Source organism: Burkholderia mycopellens (assembly GCF_964265025.1).
Taxonomy (GTDB): Bacteria; Pseudomonadota; Gammaproteobacteria; order Burkholderiales; family Burkholderiaceae; genus Burkholderia.
This window is the reverse complement of record NZ_OZ183803.1, coordinates 2,590,182-2,605,154: the sequence shown is the minus strand read 5'-3', so window position 1 is coordinate 2,605,154 and position 14,973 is coordinate 2,590,182. Positions and strand designations below refer to the sequence as shown.

13 protein-coding genes and 1 pseudogene are annotated in these 14,973 nt (G+C 68.5%); 10 read left to right on the top strand and 4 right to left on the bottom strand.

The genetic code is table 11. The features are described from left to right. Positions 1-29 precede the first annotated feature (29 nt). The 7 genes from pnuC to ACPTTC_RS29850 all read left to right on the top strand — a co-directional run bounded on the left by pnuC (position 30) and on the right by ACPTTC_RS29850 (position 10,430). Positions 30-662 (top strand): nicotinamide riboside transporter PnuC, encoded by a 633-nt coding sequence (gene pnuC / locus ACPTTC_RS29880; RefSeq protein ID WP_021157393.1) that lies wholly within the window; start codon positions 30-32, stop codon positions 660-662. Positions 663-704: 42 nt separating this feature from the next. Continuing rightward, positions 705-1,895, top strand: a complete 1,191-nt coding sequence (locus tag ACPTTC_RS29875) for a phosphotransferase enzyme family protein (RefSeq protein WP_423395061.1) — start codon at positions 705-707, stop codon at positions 1,893-1,895. A 242-nt stretch (positions 1,896-2,137) separates the two neighbouring features. Further along, positions 2,138-3,469 carry a TolC family protein gene (locus ACPTTC_RS29870; protein ID WP_423395060.1) on the top strand — a complete coding sequence of 444 codons (1,332 nt, stop codon included), beginning with the start codon at positions 2,138-2,140 and terminating at the stop codon, positions 3,467-3,469. Positions 3,470-3,503: 34 nt separating this feature from the next. Further along, positions 3,504-4,979 carry an efflux RND transporter periplasmic adaptor subunit gene (locus ACPTTC_RS29865; protein WP_423395059.1) on the top strand — a complete coding sequence of 492 codons (1,476 nt, stop codon included), beginning with the start codon at positions 3,504-3,506 and terminating at the stop codon, positions 4,977-4,979. Between the two features lie 125 nt (positions 4,980-5,104). Next, the gene (locus tag ACPTTC_RS29860; protein WP_423395058.1) at positions 5,105-8,329 is read left to right on the top strand and encodes an efflux RND transporter permease subunit; all 3,225 of its coding nucleotides are present in this window, start codon (positions 5,105-5,107) and stop codon (positions 8,327-8,329) included. Continuing rightward, positions 8,329-9,009: a heavy metal response regulator transcription factor IrlR gene (gene irlR, locus ACPTTC_RS29855; RefSeq protein ID WP_175952251.1), complete on the top strand. Its 681-nt coding sequence runs from the start codon at positions 8,329-8,331 to the stop codon at positions 9,007-9,009. The genes ACPTTC_RS29860 and irlR overlap by 1 nt, the downstream gene beginning before the upstream one ends. Further along, the gene (locus tag ACPTTC_RS29850) at positions 9,006-10,430 is read left to right on the top strand and encodes a heavy metal sensor histidine kinase (protein WP_423395057.1); all 1,425 of its coding nucleotides are present in this window, start codon (positions 9,006-9,008) and stop codon (positions 10,428-10,430) included. Before irlR ends, ACPTTC_RS29850 begins: the two co-directional genes overlap by 4 nt. 82 nt (positions 10,431-10,512) lie before the next feature. Here ACPTTC_RS29850 and ACPTTC_RS29845 read toward each other — a convergent pair whose 3' ends face one another. Beyond that, positions 10,513-10,797: a DUF4148 domain-containing protein gene (locus ACPTTC_RS29845; protein WP_423395056.1), complete on the bottom strand. Its 285-nt coding sequence runs from the start codon at positions 10,795-10,797 to the stop codon at positions 10,513-10,515. A 412-nt stretch (positions 10,798-11,209) separates the two neighbouring features. Here ACPTTC_RS29845 and ACPTTC_RS29840 point away from each other — a divergent pair, with 412 nt between their 5' ends. After that, positions 11,210-11,344: a hypothetical protein gene (locus tag ACPTTC_RS29840; protein WP_423395055.1), complete on the top strand. Its 135-nt coding sequence runs from the start codon at positions 11,210-11,212 to the stop codon at positions 11,342-11,344. Between the two features lie 199 nt (positions 11,345-11,543). On the opposite strand, the pseudogene ACPTTC_RS29835 reads toward ACPTTC_RS29840, so the two are convergent. Beyond that, a pseudogene (locus ACPTTC_RS29835) lies at positions 11,544-11,723 on the bottom strand (porin); the annotation flags it as partial. A 156-nt stretch (positions 11,724-11,879) separates the two neighbouring features. On the opposite strand from ACPTTC_RS29835, the gene ACPTTC_RS29830 reads away from it, so the two are divergent. Both ACPTTC_RS29830 and ACPTTC_RS29825 read left to right on the top strand, forming a co-directional pair. Further along, positions 11,880-12,155 carry a DUF4148 domain-containing protein gene (locus ACPTTC_RS29830; protein WP_423395054.1) on the top strand — a complete coding sequence of 92 codons (276 nt, stop codon included), beginning with the start codon at positions 11,880-11,882 and terminating at the stop codon, positions 12,153-12,155. Positions 12,156-12,222: 67 nt separating this feature from the next. Further along, positions 12,223-12,726 carry a hypothetical protein gene (locus tag ACPTTC_RS29825; protein WP_423395053.1) on the top strand — a complete coding sequence of 168 codons (504 nt, stop codon included), beginning with the start codon at positions 12,223-12,225 and terminating at the stop codon, positions 12,724-12,726. Between the two features lie 22 nt (positions 12,727-12,748). On the opposite strand, the gene ACPTTC_RS29820 is transcribed toward ACPTTC_RS29825, so the two are convergent. After that, the gene (locus ACPTTC_RS29820; protein WP_423395052.1) at positions 12,749-13,474 is read right to left on the bottom strand and encodes a ZIP family metal transporter; all 726 of its coding nucleotides are present in this window, start codon (positions 13,472-13,474) and stop codon (positions 12,749-12,751) included. A gap of 183 nt (positions 13,475-13,657) precedes the next feature. Further along, positions 13,658-14,953: an O-acetylhomoserine aminocarboxypropyltransferase/cysteine synthase family protein gene (locus tag ACPTTC_RS29815; protein WP_423395051.1), complete on the bottom strand. Its 1,296-nt coding sequence runs from the start codon at positions 14,951-14,953 to the stop codon at positions 13,658-13,660. Positions 14,954-14,973: the final 20 nt, after the last annotated feature.

Genomic DNA, 14,973 nt, shown 5'->3' with positions numbered 1-14,973 from the left:
CCCGGCGGCTAACCTGGAGAGCACAGACGATGTCCCCACTCGAAATCGCCGGCGTGATCGTCAGCGCGCTCGCGATCTGGCTGACCGCGAAGCGGCGCATGCTGTGCTGGCCGGTCGGGCTCGTGTCGGTCGCGCTGTACGGCTGGATCTTCTTCGACGCGAAGCTGTACTCGGACATGCTGCTGCAGGGTGCGTTCGCGGTGCTGCAGGTGTACGGCTGGCAGCGCTGGCTCGCGCAGCGTGCAAGCGAGGCCGACGGCAATGCGGCGCCGGCCGGCGACGTGGCGCCCGTCACGGGCGTGCGGCCGATGCAGATGCTGCCCGACCTGATCGCGGCCGTCGTCGGCAGCGCGCTGCTCGGCGGCATGATGGCGCGCTGGACCGATGCGGCGCTGCCGTTCGTCGATGCATCGCTGACCGCGTTCAGCCTCGTCGCGCAATACTGGACCGCGCGGCGCTACATCGCGTCGTGGGGGCTGTGGATCGTCGTGAACGTCGTGTACGTCGGGATGTTCGTGTTCAAGGAACTGTATCTGACGGCCGGACTCTACGCGCTGTTCATCGGGCTGGCCGTCGTCGGCTGGCGCGACTGGAGCCGTACGGCCGCGGCGCTGCGCGCGGCGGCCGGCGGCGCACTGGCAACAGGCGGCGGCGCGCGCTGATCCACGCGCCGATTCGGATTCAACTACGGAGCAACGTCGTTCATGTCATTCCCACTCGAGCCGGACGGATCCCTGCTGCGTGACGTCGCGCCGCCGCAATTCGGCGTCGACGGCGTGCAGGCCGAACGCGACTGGCCGCTGATGACGCACGACGAGGTGGCGGCGGTGCTCGCACGGATCGACGGCGCCGGCGAGCCGGCGCGGCTCACATGGCACAGCCCGCGGCAGTTCGCGGCGGCCGCCCTGGTGCAGATGACGGACGGCCGCGGGCTGTTCGTCAAGCGTCATCACGTGAGCCTGCGCGATGTCGAAGGGCTCGAGGAAGAGCATCGCTTCATTGCACATCTGCGCGAACGCGGGATGCCCGTGGTCGACATTCTCGCGGATCGCGACGGCGCGACCGCATTCGCGTCCGGCGAGTGGACCTATGAGGTGCACGTGCGGGCGCCGGGCGTCGACCCGTATCGCGGCGTGATGTCGTGGCAGCCGTTCACGCATGCTTCGCACGCGTACGCGGCCGGCCGAGCGCTGGCCGAGCTGCATCGCGCGTCGGCCGGCTACGATGCGCCGGCGCGGCCCGTGCGGACCTTGCTGTCGAGCTTTCGCGTGCTGTCGTCCGCCGATCTGGCGGGCGCGCTCGAACGCTGGGTCGACGCGCAGCCGCTGCTCGTGCGCGCGCTTGGCGCGCGCGACTGGCGCGGCGACGTGGCCGACGCGATCGGCCCGTATCATGCGCGCCTCGTGCCGCTGCTGCCTGCGCTGCCGCCGCTGTGGACACACGGCGACTGGCACGCGTCGAACCTGCTGTGGACCGAAGCGGGGCCCGGCGCGCAGGTGCGGACCGTGCTCGATTTCGGACTGTCGGATCGCACCTGCGCGGTGATGGACCTCGCGCTCGCGATCGAGCGCAATACGGTCGACTGGATGGCGCCGGCCGAAGCGCGCCGCGTCGAGTACGCGCAGATCGACGCGCTGCTCGACGGGTACGAATCGCTCGAACCGCTGGGAGACGAAGCCTACGCGGCGCTGGTCGCGCTGCTGCCGATCGTGCACACGGAGTTCGCGCTGTCGGAGGTCGCTTATTTCGGTTGCATCATCGATGCGCCGGCCATCGTCGACATCGCGTACGACGGTTATCTGATCGGGCACGCGCGCTGGTTCGGCGAACGCGACGGACGGCAACTACTCGACTGGCTCGTGCAGCGCCGGCGCGCGAAGCACGGGATCGTTTGATTTGCCTGCGGGGGATCGCCGTGCACGCGTGCCGATTCCCCGTGCCACCGCCATTTTCCGTGCGCCGTCGCGCCGCACGCTCATAGAATTATCCTGATCGCCGAAGCGGGGCACGACTCCCGCGGGGCGCCGTATGCATGCGCGCGGCTGCGCCCAAGATGACGGAAATGTCATCTTCGCCTCATGTTCGCACTGCGGCCGGACCGTAGCATCGGTCGCGAACCGTTACCGCAGAACCGAACATGCTCAAGCTCAACCTCGCCGCGGCCGTCGTCTTCGCGATGGCCGCGACGGCTCACGCGCAGCCGTCGCTGTCTCCGCAGCCGGCCCCGGCTGCCTCCGGCAGCGCCGCGCCGATCGGCGCCCCGGCACCCGACGCCCTCCCTTCCACCTCGTTGACGCTTTCCGACGCGTTGTCGGTCGCGGCCCGGAACAATCCGGCGCTGCGCGGCGCACGCGCGGACGTCGATGCGTCGGCCGGCGCGCTGATGCAGGCCGGCGCGCGTCCGAATCCGGAAGTGTCGTTCCTGCAGGAGGGGTTTCGTCGCGCCGAACGCACGTCGACCGCGCTGATCAACCAGACGATCGAACTCGGCGGCAAGCGCCGTGCGCGGCTCGACGTCGCGTCGTACGGCAGGGAAGCCGCCAATGCATCGCTCGACGAGCAGGGCGCCGTCGTGCGCGCCGACGTGATCGCCGCGTTCTACGGGCTGCTCGCCGCGCAGCGCCAGCTTCAGGTGACCGAGGAATCGGCCGCGATCGCCGCGCGCTCCGCGGATCTCGCGAGCCGCCGTGCACAGGCCGGCAAGGTGTCGCCGGTCGAGGCGACCAAGGCGCACGTGGCGGCGGCCGGCGTGCAGATCGAGGTCGTGACGGCACGCGGCCGTGTCGAGGTCGCGCGCGAGAAGCTGAACGCGGTGATGGGCGAAGCACGCGACGGCCGGCTGGCGGTGCAGGGCGATCTCGAAACCGTGCCGCCGGTCGAGCCGCTGTCCGCGCTGACCGCGCAGCTCGACGATGCACCGCTCGCGCGGATCGCGCGCGCCGAGATGCTGCGCTCGAACGCGGCCGTGTCGCTCGAACGCGCGCGGCGCATTCCCGACGTGACGATCAGTGCCGGCGTGAAGCGCGTGACCACGGGCGGCGTGGCGGACAACCAGGCGGTGGTCGGCGTGTCGATCCCGATTCCGCTGTTCAACACGAACCAGGGCGCGCTGCTCGAGGCGACGCACAAGGCCGAGCGCGCGAACGCCGATCTCGATCGCGAGCGCACGCGCCTGCGGCTTGACCTCACGCAGGCGTACGCGAATTTCGAAGCCGCCGCGCAGGAAGCGCAGCGCCTGAAGGCCGACATCCTGCCGGCCGCGCGCCTCGCGCTCGACGCGATGTCGCGCGGCTACGAGCTCGGGAAGTTCAGCTTCCTCGACGTGCTCGACGCACAGCGCACGCTGTTCCAGGGCCAGTCGCAGTACGTGCGCGTGCTCGCCGATGCCCATACGGCCCGCGCCGACATCGGCCGGCTCGTCGGTACGCCGCTCGCGTCGCTTGCGCCGGCCGAGGCGGTCATGCAATAGCGCAACAGACGCCTCATTTACCTGAAGGATCACCATGTCACGCAGCAGAATCCTGATCATCGCGGCGGTCGTGCTCGGCAGCGCCGGGATCGTCATCGGCGCACTCGGCGTCACCCGCAACGGCGGCGGCAACGGTGCGGCCGCATCGACGGCTTCCGGAGCCGCGTCATCCGCCGAAGCCGCCGGCGAGCGCGGCGGTGTCGTGCTCAAGCGCGGCAGGCTGTCCGTCGAAATCGTGATGACGGAGAAGCCCGGCGATGCGCGCCTCGTCGTCTATCCGTTCGTCGACGGCAAGCCGGCCGACAAGGGCGTCACCGTGTCCGGCACGCTGGTTCGCTACGACCGCACGCACGAACCCCTGCGTTTCGATGCGGCCGGCCCGAAGTTCGTATCCGCGCAGTCGATCGGCAAGCCGCACGTGTTCGATGCGACGATCGACGTGAAGGCGGGCAAGGAAGCCGCGTCGTTCCCGTTCGCGCGCGCCGACGGCGCGATCGTGCTGACCGACGCGCAGCTGGCGACCTCGAAGATCGCGCTGGCGAAGGCGGGCCCCGCGCAGATCGCGACGCCGTTCCAGTTGCCGGGCGAGATCAAGTTCAACGAGGATCGCACCGCGCACGTGGTGCCGCGCGTGGCCGGCATCGTCGAACAGGTGTCGGTGTCGCTCGGGCAGAACGTCGCGAAGGGGCAGGTGCTGGCCGCGATCGCGAGCACCGATCTTGCCGACCGGCGCAGCGAGCTGCTGACGGCCGAGCGCCGTCTGTCGGGCGCACGCGCGACCTACGAGCGCGAACGCACGCTGTGGACGGAGCGCATCTCGGCGGAGCAGGACTATCAGCAGGCGCAGGTGCAGTTGCGTGAAGCCGAGATCGCCGTGCAGAACGCGCGGCAGAAGCTTGCCGCGCTGAACGCGCCGGCCGGCGCGGGCGTGCTGAACCGCTACGAACTGCGCGCGCCGTTCGCGGGCACCATCGTCGAGAAGCACGCGACGCCGGGCGAAGCGATCGCCGCCGATGCCAGCATGTTCGTGATCTCCGACCTGTCGACGGTATGGGCCGAGATGGCCGTGCCCGCGCAGCGGTTGAACGACGTGCGGGTCGGCCGCGACGCGACGGTCGTCGCGACCGCGTTCGAATCGCGTTCGAGCGGCCCGATCGCGTACGTGGGCTCGCTGCTCGGCGAACAGACGCGCACCGCGCCGGCGCGCGTCGTGCTGCCGAACCCGGACCGCGTGTGGCGGCCCGGGATGTTCGTGAACGTGTCGGTCGACGCGGGCAGGCAGGGCGTGCCCCTCGCGGTCGCGAGCGACGCGCTGCAGGACGTGGACGGCGCACCGTCCGTGTTCGTGCGCTCGCCGAAGGGCTTCGTCGCCCAGGCCGTCGAGACGGGGCGGCGCGACGACCGTGCGACCGAAGTGCTGAAGGGCCTCAAGCCGGGCCAGGAGTACGCGGCGTCGAACAGCTTCGTGCTGAAGGCCGAACTCGGCAAGGGGAGCGCGGAACATGAATGAGCGTGACGTGTGCGCCGTTGCACGACTCGCGGCCCGCCATGCGGCCCGCTTTCCGGCCCGCCGCCTGACCGGCCGGGCGGCCCGTCCGTCGAGGGTGACCGTCCCCCGTTTCAAGGAATCCCGTCATGTTTGAGCGCCTGATTCGCTTTGCGATTGCGCATCGCTGGCTCGTGATGCTGGCGATCGCGGCCGTGGCCGCGCTGGGCGTGTTCAGCTACCAGAAGCTGCCGATCGACGCGGTGCCCGACATCACCAACGTGCAGGTCCAGATCAACACGTCCGCGCCCGGCTATTCGCCGCTGGAGGCCGAGCAGCGCATCACCTATCCGGTCGAGACCGTGATGGCCGGCCTGCCGGGCCTCGAGCAGACGCGCTCGATCTCGCGCTACGGGCTGTCGCAGGTCACGGTGATCTTCAAGGACGGCACCGACATCTATTTCGCGCGACAGCTCGTCAACGAGCGCATCCAGGAAGCGAAGGACAAGCTGCCGCCCGGCATCGCGCCCGCGATGGGGCCGACGTCGACGGGCCTCGGCGAGATCTACCTGTGGACCGTCGAGGCCGACGCGGCTGCGCGCAAGCCCGACGGCACGCGCTATACGGCGGCCGACCTGCGCGAGTTGCAGGACTGGGTCGTCCGGCCGCAGCTTCGCAACGTGCGCGGCGTGACCGAGGTCAACTCGATCGGCGGCTACGTGAAGGAATACCGCGTCGCGCCGAACCCGGCGAAGCTGATGTCGTACGGGCTGACGCTCGCCGACGTCGTGCGCGCGCTGGAACGCAACAACGACAACGTCGGCGCCGGCTACATCGAGAAGCGCGGCGAGCAGTATCTGGTGCGCGTGCCGGGCCAGGCGCGCACCGTCGACGATATCGCGAACATCGTGCTGACCAACGTCGGCGGCGTACCGGTGCGGATGAAGGACATCGGAGTGGTCGACATCGGCCGCGAGCTGCGCACGGGCGCGGCGACCTCGAACGGCGAGGAGGTCGTGCTCGGCACAGTCTTCATGCTGATGGGCGAGAACAGCCGCACGGTCGCGAAGGCCGTCGCCGCGAAGATGGAAGACGTGAACCGCACGCTGCCGTCCGGCGTGAAGGCGATTCCCGTATACGACCGCACCGTGCTCGTCGAGAAGGCCGTCGCGACGGTGAAGAAGAATCTGCTCGAAGGTGCGATCCTCGTGATTGCCGTGCTGTTCCTGTTCCTCGGCAACATGCGCGCGGCGCTGATCACGGCGCTCGTGATCCCGCTGTCGATGCTGATGACCTTCACCGGGATGGTGAACGCGAAGGTGAGCGCGAACCTGATGAGCCTCGGCGCGCTCGACTTTGGGATCATCGTCGACGGCGCGGTGGTGATCGTCGAGAACTGCGTCAGGCGGCTCGCGCATGCGCAGGCGGCGGCCGGGCGGCCCCTCACACGCGACGAGCGCTTCGCCGAAGTGTTCGGCGCGTCGCGGGAAGCGCGCCGCGCGCTGATCTTCGGGCAACTGATCATCATGGTCGTGTACCTGCCGATCTTCGCGCTGACGGGCGTCGAAGGCAAGATGTTCCACCCGATGGCCATGACCGTCGTGATGGCGCTCGCGGCCGCGATGGTGCTGACCGTCACGTTCATTCCGGCGGCCGTCGCGCTGTTCATCGGCGAGCGCGTGGAGGAGAAGGAGAACCGGCTGATGGGCTGGGCGCGACGTGCGTACGAACCGGCGCTCGCCGCGTTCATGACGCGCCCGGCGCGCGTGATGATCGGCGCGGGCGCCATCGTGCTGGTCACCCTCGGGCTCGCCACGCGGCTCGGCAGCGAGTTCATCCCGAGCCTCAACGAAGGCGACCTGGCCGTTTCCGCGCTGCGGATTCCCGGCACGAGCCTGTCGCAGTCGGTCGAGATGCAGAAGTCGATCGAGAAGACGCTGAAGGCGCGCTTCCCCGAGATCGAGCGCGTGTTCGCGCGCACCGGCACGGCCGAGATCGCGGCCGACCCGATGCCGCCGAACCTGTCGGACGGCTACATCATGCTGAAGCCGGCCGACCAGTGGCCGAACCCGAAGAAGCCGCGCGACACACTCGTGCGCGAGATCGAGGAAGCGCTCGCCGAGCTGCCGGGTAGCGCGTACGAGTTCTCGCAGCCGATCCAGCTGCGCTTCAACGAGCTGATCTCGGGCGTGCGCAGCGACGTCGCCGTGAAGATCTTCGGCGACGACATGGCCGTGCTGAACCAGACCGGCGAGCAGATCGCGGGCGCGCTGCAGAAGGTCCCTGGCGCGTCCGAAGTAAAGGTCGAGCAGACCACGGGCCTGCCCGTGCTGACCGTCAACCTCGATCGCGACAAGCTCGCGCGCTACGGCGTGAGCGTTGCCGACCTGCAGGACTCGGTGGCCGCGGCCGTCGGCGGGCAGAAGGCCGGCACGCTGTTCCAGGGTGACCGCCGCTTCGACATCGTCGTGCGGCTGCCCGACGAACTGCGCTCCGACATCGAGGCGATCAAGCGGCTGCCGATCGCGCTGCCCGCACCCGCGGCCGGCGCCCGCGCGCCGCTCGCGGCGGCGCCGTACGTGCCGCTCGCGGAGCTCGCGACGATCGACGTCGCGCCGGGCCCGAACCAGATCAGCCGCGAGGACGGCAAGCGGCGGGTGGTCGTCAGCGCGAACGTGCGCGGCCGCGACGTCGGCTCGTTCGTCGCCGATGCGCGCGAGCGGTTGCAGCAGGACGTGCGCGTGCCGGCCGGCTACTGGGTGTCGTGGGGCGGGCAGTTCGAGCAGCTGCAAAGCGCGAGCGAGCGCCTGAAGCTGGTCGTGCCGCTCGCGCTGTTCATGGTGTTCGTGCTGCTGTTCGTGATGTTCAACAACGCGAAGGACGGGCTGCTCGTGTTCACCGGCATTCCGTTCGCGCTGAGCGGCGGCGTCGTGTCGCTGTGGCTGCGCGGGATTCCGCTGTCGATCACGGCGGCGGTGGGCTTCATCGCGCTGTCCGGTGTGGCCGTGCTCAACGGGCTCGTGATGATCTCGTTCATCCGCAACCTGCGTGATGAAGGGATGCCGCTCGAGGCCGCCGTGCGCGAAGGCGCGCTCACGCGGCTGCGGCCGGTGCTGATGACCGCGCTGGTCGCGTCGCTCGGCTTCCTGCCGATGGCGTTCGCGACCGGCACCGGCGCCGAGGTGCAGCGCCCGCTCGCGACGGTCGTGATCGGCGGTATCCTGTCGTCCACGGCGTTGACGCTGCTGGTGCTGCCCGTGCTGTACCGTGTCAGTCATGCAGTGTCGTGGCGCGCCGCCCTTTGGGGCAGTTTCGGCGGCAGCTTCGGCATGGGCGTGCTGCGCCGGTTGGGTTTCTTCAAGGGTAATACGTGATGCGAATTCTGATTGTCGAAGATGAACCGAAGACGGGCGCCTACCTGCGCAAGGGGCTCACGGAGGCCGGCTACGTCGTCGACTGGGTCGAGGATGGCATCACGGGCCAGCATCAGGCGGAGACCGAGGAGTACGACCTGCTCGTGCTCGACGTGATGCTGCCCGGGCAGGACGGCTGGACGCTGCTGCAGAACCTGCGGCGCAGCAAGTCGACGCCCGTGCTGTTCCTCACGGCGCGCGACGACGTCGGCGATCGCGTGAAAGGGCTCGAGCTCGGCGCCGACGACTATCTCGCGAAGCCGTTCGACTTCGTCGAGTTGACCGCGCGCATCAAGTCGATTTTGCGACGCGGCCAGCCGCGCGACTCGAACACGCTGCGCGTGGCCGACCTCGAGCTCGACCTGACGCGCCGCAAGGCCACGCGGCAGGGCGACACGATCCTGCTGACCGCGAAGGAATTCGCGCTGCTCTGGCTGCTGATGCGCCGTGAGGGCGAGATCCTGCCGCGCGCGACGATCGCGTCGCAGGTCTGGGACATGAATTTCAACAGCGACACGAACGTCGTCGATTCGGCGATCCGGCGCCTGCGCTCGAAGATCGACGACGCGTACGACCCGAAGCTGATCCACACCGTGCGCGGGATGGGCTACGTGCTCGAGGCGCGCGGCGGCGCGGCATGATTGCGCGCCTGCTGCCGCGCACGCTGCGCGGACGCCTGACCGCGCTGATCATCCTGTCGACGTCGGTCATCCTCGCATCGAGCGGCGTTGCGCTTTATGAAGCACTGAGCAATCGCATCGAAACGACGGCGGCCGAGCAGATGGCCGGCATTTCCGCCGCGTTGGGTGCGCACCTGGCCGAAGCGCGCTCGACGGCCGACGTCGCGCGCAACACCGATATCTGGATCGATCAGTTGCACGGCCATCCGAACATGGATCTCGCGATCTTCGATGCGACGGGGACGCGCCTCGTCGGCACGCCCGGATTCCGTTCGGTCGCGCCGTTGATGTCGCTGGATGCAGGGCGTGTGCCGGTCGGCATCGCACCTCCCGGCGTGCGGCAGCGGTATCTCGTGGCAACCGTGCCGCTTGCCGGCGCAGGCGCGCCCGTGGTGCGCGTCGTGGTGCAGTACGACCGTAGCGCCGACGTGCTGTTGCTGCGCACGCACGCCTATACGATCGTCGTGATCGAGGTGTTCGGCGTGGTGCTCGCGGCCGCGATCGCATACGGCATCGCGGCGCTCGGGTTGAGCCCGCTGCGGCGGTTCGCGGCGCGCGCCGAACAGATGTCGACGAGCCGGCTCGCGCATCCGCTGCCGGCGCTCGATACGGCCGGCGAGCTGAAGGAGCTCGAGCACGCGTTCAACGGCATGCTCGGGCGGTTGAACGAATCGTTCACGCGGCTGAGCCAGTTCTCGTCGAATCTCGCGCACGACATGCGCACGCCGCTCACGAACCTGCAAGCGGCCGCGCAGGTCGTGCTGTCGCAGCCGCGCAGCGCGGATGAATACCGGAACGTGATCGAGTCGAGCATCGACGAATACCAGCGACTGTCGCGAATGATCGAGGACATGCTGTTCCTGGCGCGTTCGGAACAGGCCGGCACGTCAATCAGCGTGCGGCGCCTGGACGCGTCGGAAGAGGCGGGGCGCGTCGCCGGATACTACGAGTCGCTGGCGGAGGATGCCGGCGTGACGGTGAAGGTCGACGGTCATGCGTGGGTCGATGCGGATCTGACGTTGTATCAGCGCGCGCTGAGCAACCTGCTGTCGAACGCGCTGAGGTACGCGCCGCGCGGCAGTGTCGTGACGATCGACTGTGTGGAGCAGGGCGGTGCGACGACCATTGCCGTGTCGGATACGGGGCCCGGCATCGAGGCCCAGCACGTCGGAAAGATCTTCGAGCGCTTCTATCGCGTCGATCCGTCGCGGCACAATTCGGCGTCGGGGACGGGGCTCGGCCTCGCGATCGTCCGGTCGATCATGGATAACCACGGCGGCGAATGCGGCGTCGACAGCGACCCGGGCCGTCGCACGACGTTCTGGCTGCGCTTTCCGCGCCAGCCGGCCGAACTGAAACGGCCGGCGGTCGTCAGCACCTGACACCGCGGGCGGGCCCGCCCGCGCGTTCGCCATGAGGCGGCCGCGCGCGGCGCGTTGCCCGCGGTCGTGTGGCCGAGCGTCATTACCGCGCGGTCAGGTTGTCGTGATTGTCGGTCTGCGGCTTCTTCTCGCCGCCATGCACCGACATCCCGTGAAGCTCCTTGTTGCGCGCGACGAGCTCGCCGGTCGGCGGGTACTGCGTCTTGCTCGTCGGCACGACGCCGTCGTGCTGTGCCTGCTTCAGTTCATTGACGACCTGCGTGCGGGTCTTGCCCTGCGTCTGCGTCTGCGCGAACGCGGCCTGCGTGGCCATGCCGAGCGACAGCGCGGCGGTGACGAACAGTGCTGCGAATTTTGCCTTTTTCATCGAGTGCTCTCCTTGATCAGGGCCGCCGGGTGGCGAACCATGGACCCAGTATGCAAAAGCAGCCGTGCGTGATCGTGATCGCGAGATGAAAAATGCGTCAGATAGCGTGATGCGCAGATACGCCGTTCGGGGGCAGTCGACATGACGCATTCGTCATGTTCGCGTCACGGGCGCGATGAGCGGGAAGCGGAACATGAAGTCTGCCGAGGGTCGATGTGGCCGGAGGCATTCGCGCCGTTCGCGACAGCCGTATGGCAAGCGGGCGGCCCTGTTCTGAACTTCACACCGGACTTGAAACGTGTATCGTCCCGCCACTCGCCTAGCCTGGATCGCAGTCCTGATCGTCCCGTTGTTCGCGGGATGCGCATCGACACGTTCCGGCACGACGTCAACTGCGCAGGCCACGCCGGCCGTGGCTAAAAAGTCGGTGCCGGCCGATCTCATGCCCGGCGAGCAGATCGACTATGCCGGGCATCGCTGCGGCAACCCGAACCTGTACGTGAAAACGCATCCGTGCCTGTTCCCGCAGCGCAATTCGACACCCTGATCATGTGGGCGCAACCAAAAAAATGCCCGGCACTCGACGTGTCCGGGCCTAATGCGTGACGTGCCGTGCGGCAGCGACTCGCTTGCGTGGTCTGGAACGGGCGCTGCCCGTCACGTTTACGATCGTAGCGACACGACGCTTCGCGAACCTGATCGGAACATGAAATTTTCGTCATGCGGCGCGCGTATTGCCTGCGCGGTCAGAACCGGTGGCGCAACCCGAGATTGACGATGCCCTGCGTGCGCGTTCCGCCATAGCCATAAGAGTCGATCGACGCCTGCGCCGTTTGCGTGCCGCCGTCGAGCGTGCGCTGTTCGCCGTTCGCGCGTTGCCACGCGCCGACCGCGTAGAGATCGGTACGCTTCGACAGCACGTAATCATGGACGCAAAAACCGACGACGAATTTTTCATTCGCAGCGCGATGCAGCGGATGTCACGGCGATGACGAAACCGTCATGCTGCGATCACGATTCCGCACCGCCGCCGGATCAAAGTGAAGGCTCCTGTCATGGATCAACAGCAAGGAGCGAACCACATGAATATTCCGAGACCGATGATCGTCATCGCCGCCGCCGCACTATCGTTTGCGGCATTCTCGCAGGCAGTGGCCGAGCAGCAGAAGACCCGGCAGGAAGTCCGTCAGGAACTGGTGCGCGCGCGCCACGACGGCGCGATCCCGAGCCCGAGTCACGACTACCCGGCAAGCCCGGCCGCCGTCGCACGCAATCAGGAGATCCATCGCGCGACCGTGCATCGCGGCGAGACGGCGCCGCTGGTCGATGCGCACGACAACCGTTTTGCGGTTCGCTGATCGTTCACTCGCGGCCGACCGGCGCAGTGCCTGTCGGCCGCCCCCCCTACACGAAGAGGAGGGCGCCATGCGTCATTTCGCGAAAGGAATCCTGCTTGCGGCGACCCTGATGTCGACGGCCGCGATGGCGGTCGGCTGGCCGGAACGTGCGCTGTCGCACGCGTCGGCGCACGATGTCGGCCGGCGCGCGAGCGAGCGGATGCGCTGCGAGTTCGCGGCCGTGCCGGCCGGCGCGTGGAGCGCGACGTTCACGCGCGGGCAATGCGAGGTCGACAACGGCCGGCTGACGTTCGTGCCCGCCGATGCAGGCGGCGGATCGATTTCCGCGGAGCAGCGGATCGTGCTCGGCGAGATGCGCACCGCATCGCATCAGTCGCGCAAGCTGAAGGAGCAGCTGCAACTGACGACGCGCGACGAAGTGATCGCGCTGAACGTGCTGACCGACGACGGCAGCCGCAAGTCGCGCGAACATGCGATCGACCTGTGGGCGGCGCTGCGCAACGAAGGCGTGACGCCCGTCAACGGCACGCGCATCGTCGAGTCGTACCCGACGGGCGCGACGACGTGGTAGCCGGTGCGCAGCCGCGCCGGGCTTATCCGGCCTTCACCGATCCTTCGATCAGGAAGAACACGATGAAGCCGATGAAGAACGCGGCCGTCGCGAACGGCGTTTCGGGTACCTCGTGCGCTTCGACCAGCAGTTCCTCGGTGACGAGGTACAGCAGCGCGACGGTGCCCAGCCCGAGCAGCGCCGCGTAGATCGTGGGCGGAAGTCCGGCGAACGCCGCGTTGCCGGCAACGGCCGCGAGGCTCAGCAGCGCCGCGAGCCCGACCGGTATGACGATCGACAGCACGCGGCCGATGCCGGCGGCCGCGAGCGCCGCGCTGACCGACAGCGCGAGGAACAGCACCTCGAGCGTGAGCGCGACGGTCAGGATGATGCCGCTTTCGTCGCTTGCCGAGAACGCGATGCCGAGCACGAGGCCGTCGATGACGAGATCGATCGCGGTGACGATGATGAGGCTCACGGGCAGCCGCGCTTGCTCGAAGCGCGTCTCGATCGCCCCCGACAGCGCGCGGATCGCGAGCATCAGCGCGAGACCGAGCACGAAGCCGACGACGACCGGAAACAGCGCATGCGCGCGGTCCTGCGGCAGCAGCTCGAGCGCGGCGGCCGCGAACACGATGCCGCCGGTGAAATGCTGGATGACGCTGGACGTTTTCGGGCCGGGGGCACGCCAGGCGGCCGCGAGGGCGCCGAAACTGGCCGCCAGCACGGGCGGCAACGTGAGCAGCGCAAGCTTCGCGGTCGGTGTCATGAGGCCTCTCGAACGGTTGGCGTACCGCAGCGGGCCCGGCGTCGCGCTGCCCGGCTGCATTGTACGGTTCATACGCGCGGGGGCGTGGCCCCGGCATCAACCGGCAATTGAACACCTTGAAGCCGCTTCAAGGTCAACCCATTCGATGCGGCGCGCACCGGCAAGCCGGCGCGCCGGTGCCGGTCAAAGCTGCGCGAGCGCCTGGTCGAGATCCGCGAGCAGGTCGTCGATATGCTCGATGCCGATCGACAGCCGCACCGTTTCTTCCTTCACGCCGGCCTTCGCGAGTTCGGCCGGCGACAGTTGCCGGTGGGTCGTCGATGCCGGGTGCGTCGCGAGCGATTTCGTGTCGCCGATGTTGACGAGCCGCGTGAACAGCTTCAGCGCGTCCTGGAATTTCGCGCCGCCGTCACGGCCGCCCTTCACGCCGAACGTCAGGATGCCGGGCGCGCGGCCCGACAGGTAGCGCGCGACGAGCGCATGGTCGGGGTGATCGGGCAGGCCCGCGTAGTTCACCCATTCGACGTTGTCGTGGCGCGCGAGATGCTGCGCGATCTTCAGCGCGTTGTCGCTGATCCGCTCGACGCGCAGCGCCAGCGTTTCGATGCCCTGCAGGAGCTGGAATGCATTGAACGGCGAGATCGCCGCGCCCATGTTGCGCAGCGGCACCACGCGCGCGCGGCCGATATAGGCGGCCGGCCCGAACGCTTCCGTGTAGACGACGCCGTGATAGCTGACGTCGGGCTCGTTCAGCCGCTTGAAGCGGTCCGCATGCTCGGCCCACGGAAACTTGCCCGAATCGACGATCGCGCCGCCAAGGCTCGTGCCGTGCCCGCCGAGATACTTCGTCAGCGAGTGCACGACGATGTCCGCGCCGTGCTCGAACGGGCGGAGCAGGTACGGCGACGGCACCGTGTTGTCGACGATCAGCGGGATGCCGTGGCGATGCGCGACTTCGGCGAGCGCGGCGATGTCGGTGACGTTGCCGAGCGGGTTGCCGACCGATTCCGCGAAGATCGCCTTCGTGCGCGCATCGATCAGTGGCTCGAACGATGCGGGGTCGCGCGGATCGGCGAAGCGCGTAGTGATCCCGTATTGCGGCAGCGTATGCGCGAACAGGTTGTAGGTGCCGCCGTACAGCGAACTCGCGGACACGATGTTGTCGCCGGCTTCGGCGATCGTCTGGATCGCGTACGTGACGGCCGATTGCCCCGATGCAAGCGCCAGCGCGCCGATGCCGCCCTCGAGCGCGGCGATCCGTTGCTCGAGCACGTCTGTCGTCGGGTTCATGATCCGCGTGTAGATGTTGCCCTGGACCTTCAGGTCGAACAGGTCGGCACCGTGCTGCGTGTCGTCGAATGCGTACGCGACGGTCTGGTAGATCGGTACGGCGACGGCGCGCGTGGTCGGGTCGGGACGATAACCGCCGTGCACGGCGATGGTTTCGAGACGCCAGTTCGATGCGGCCTGATCGGTCATGGGTGCTCCTTCCGTTGTTG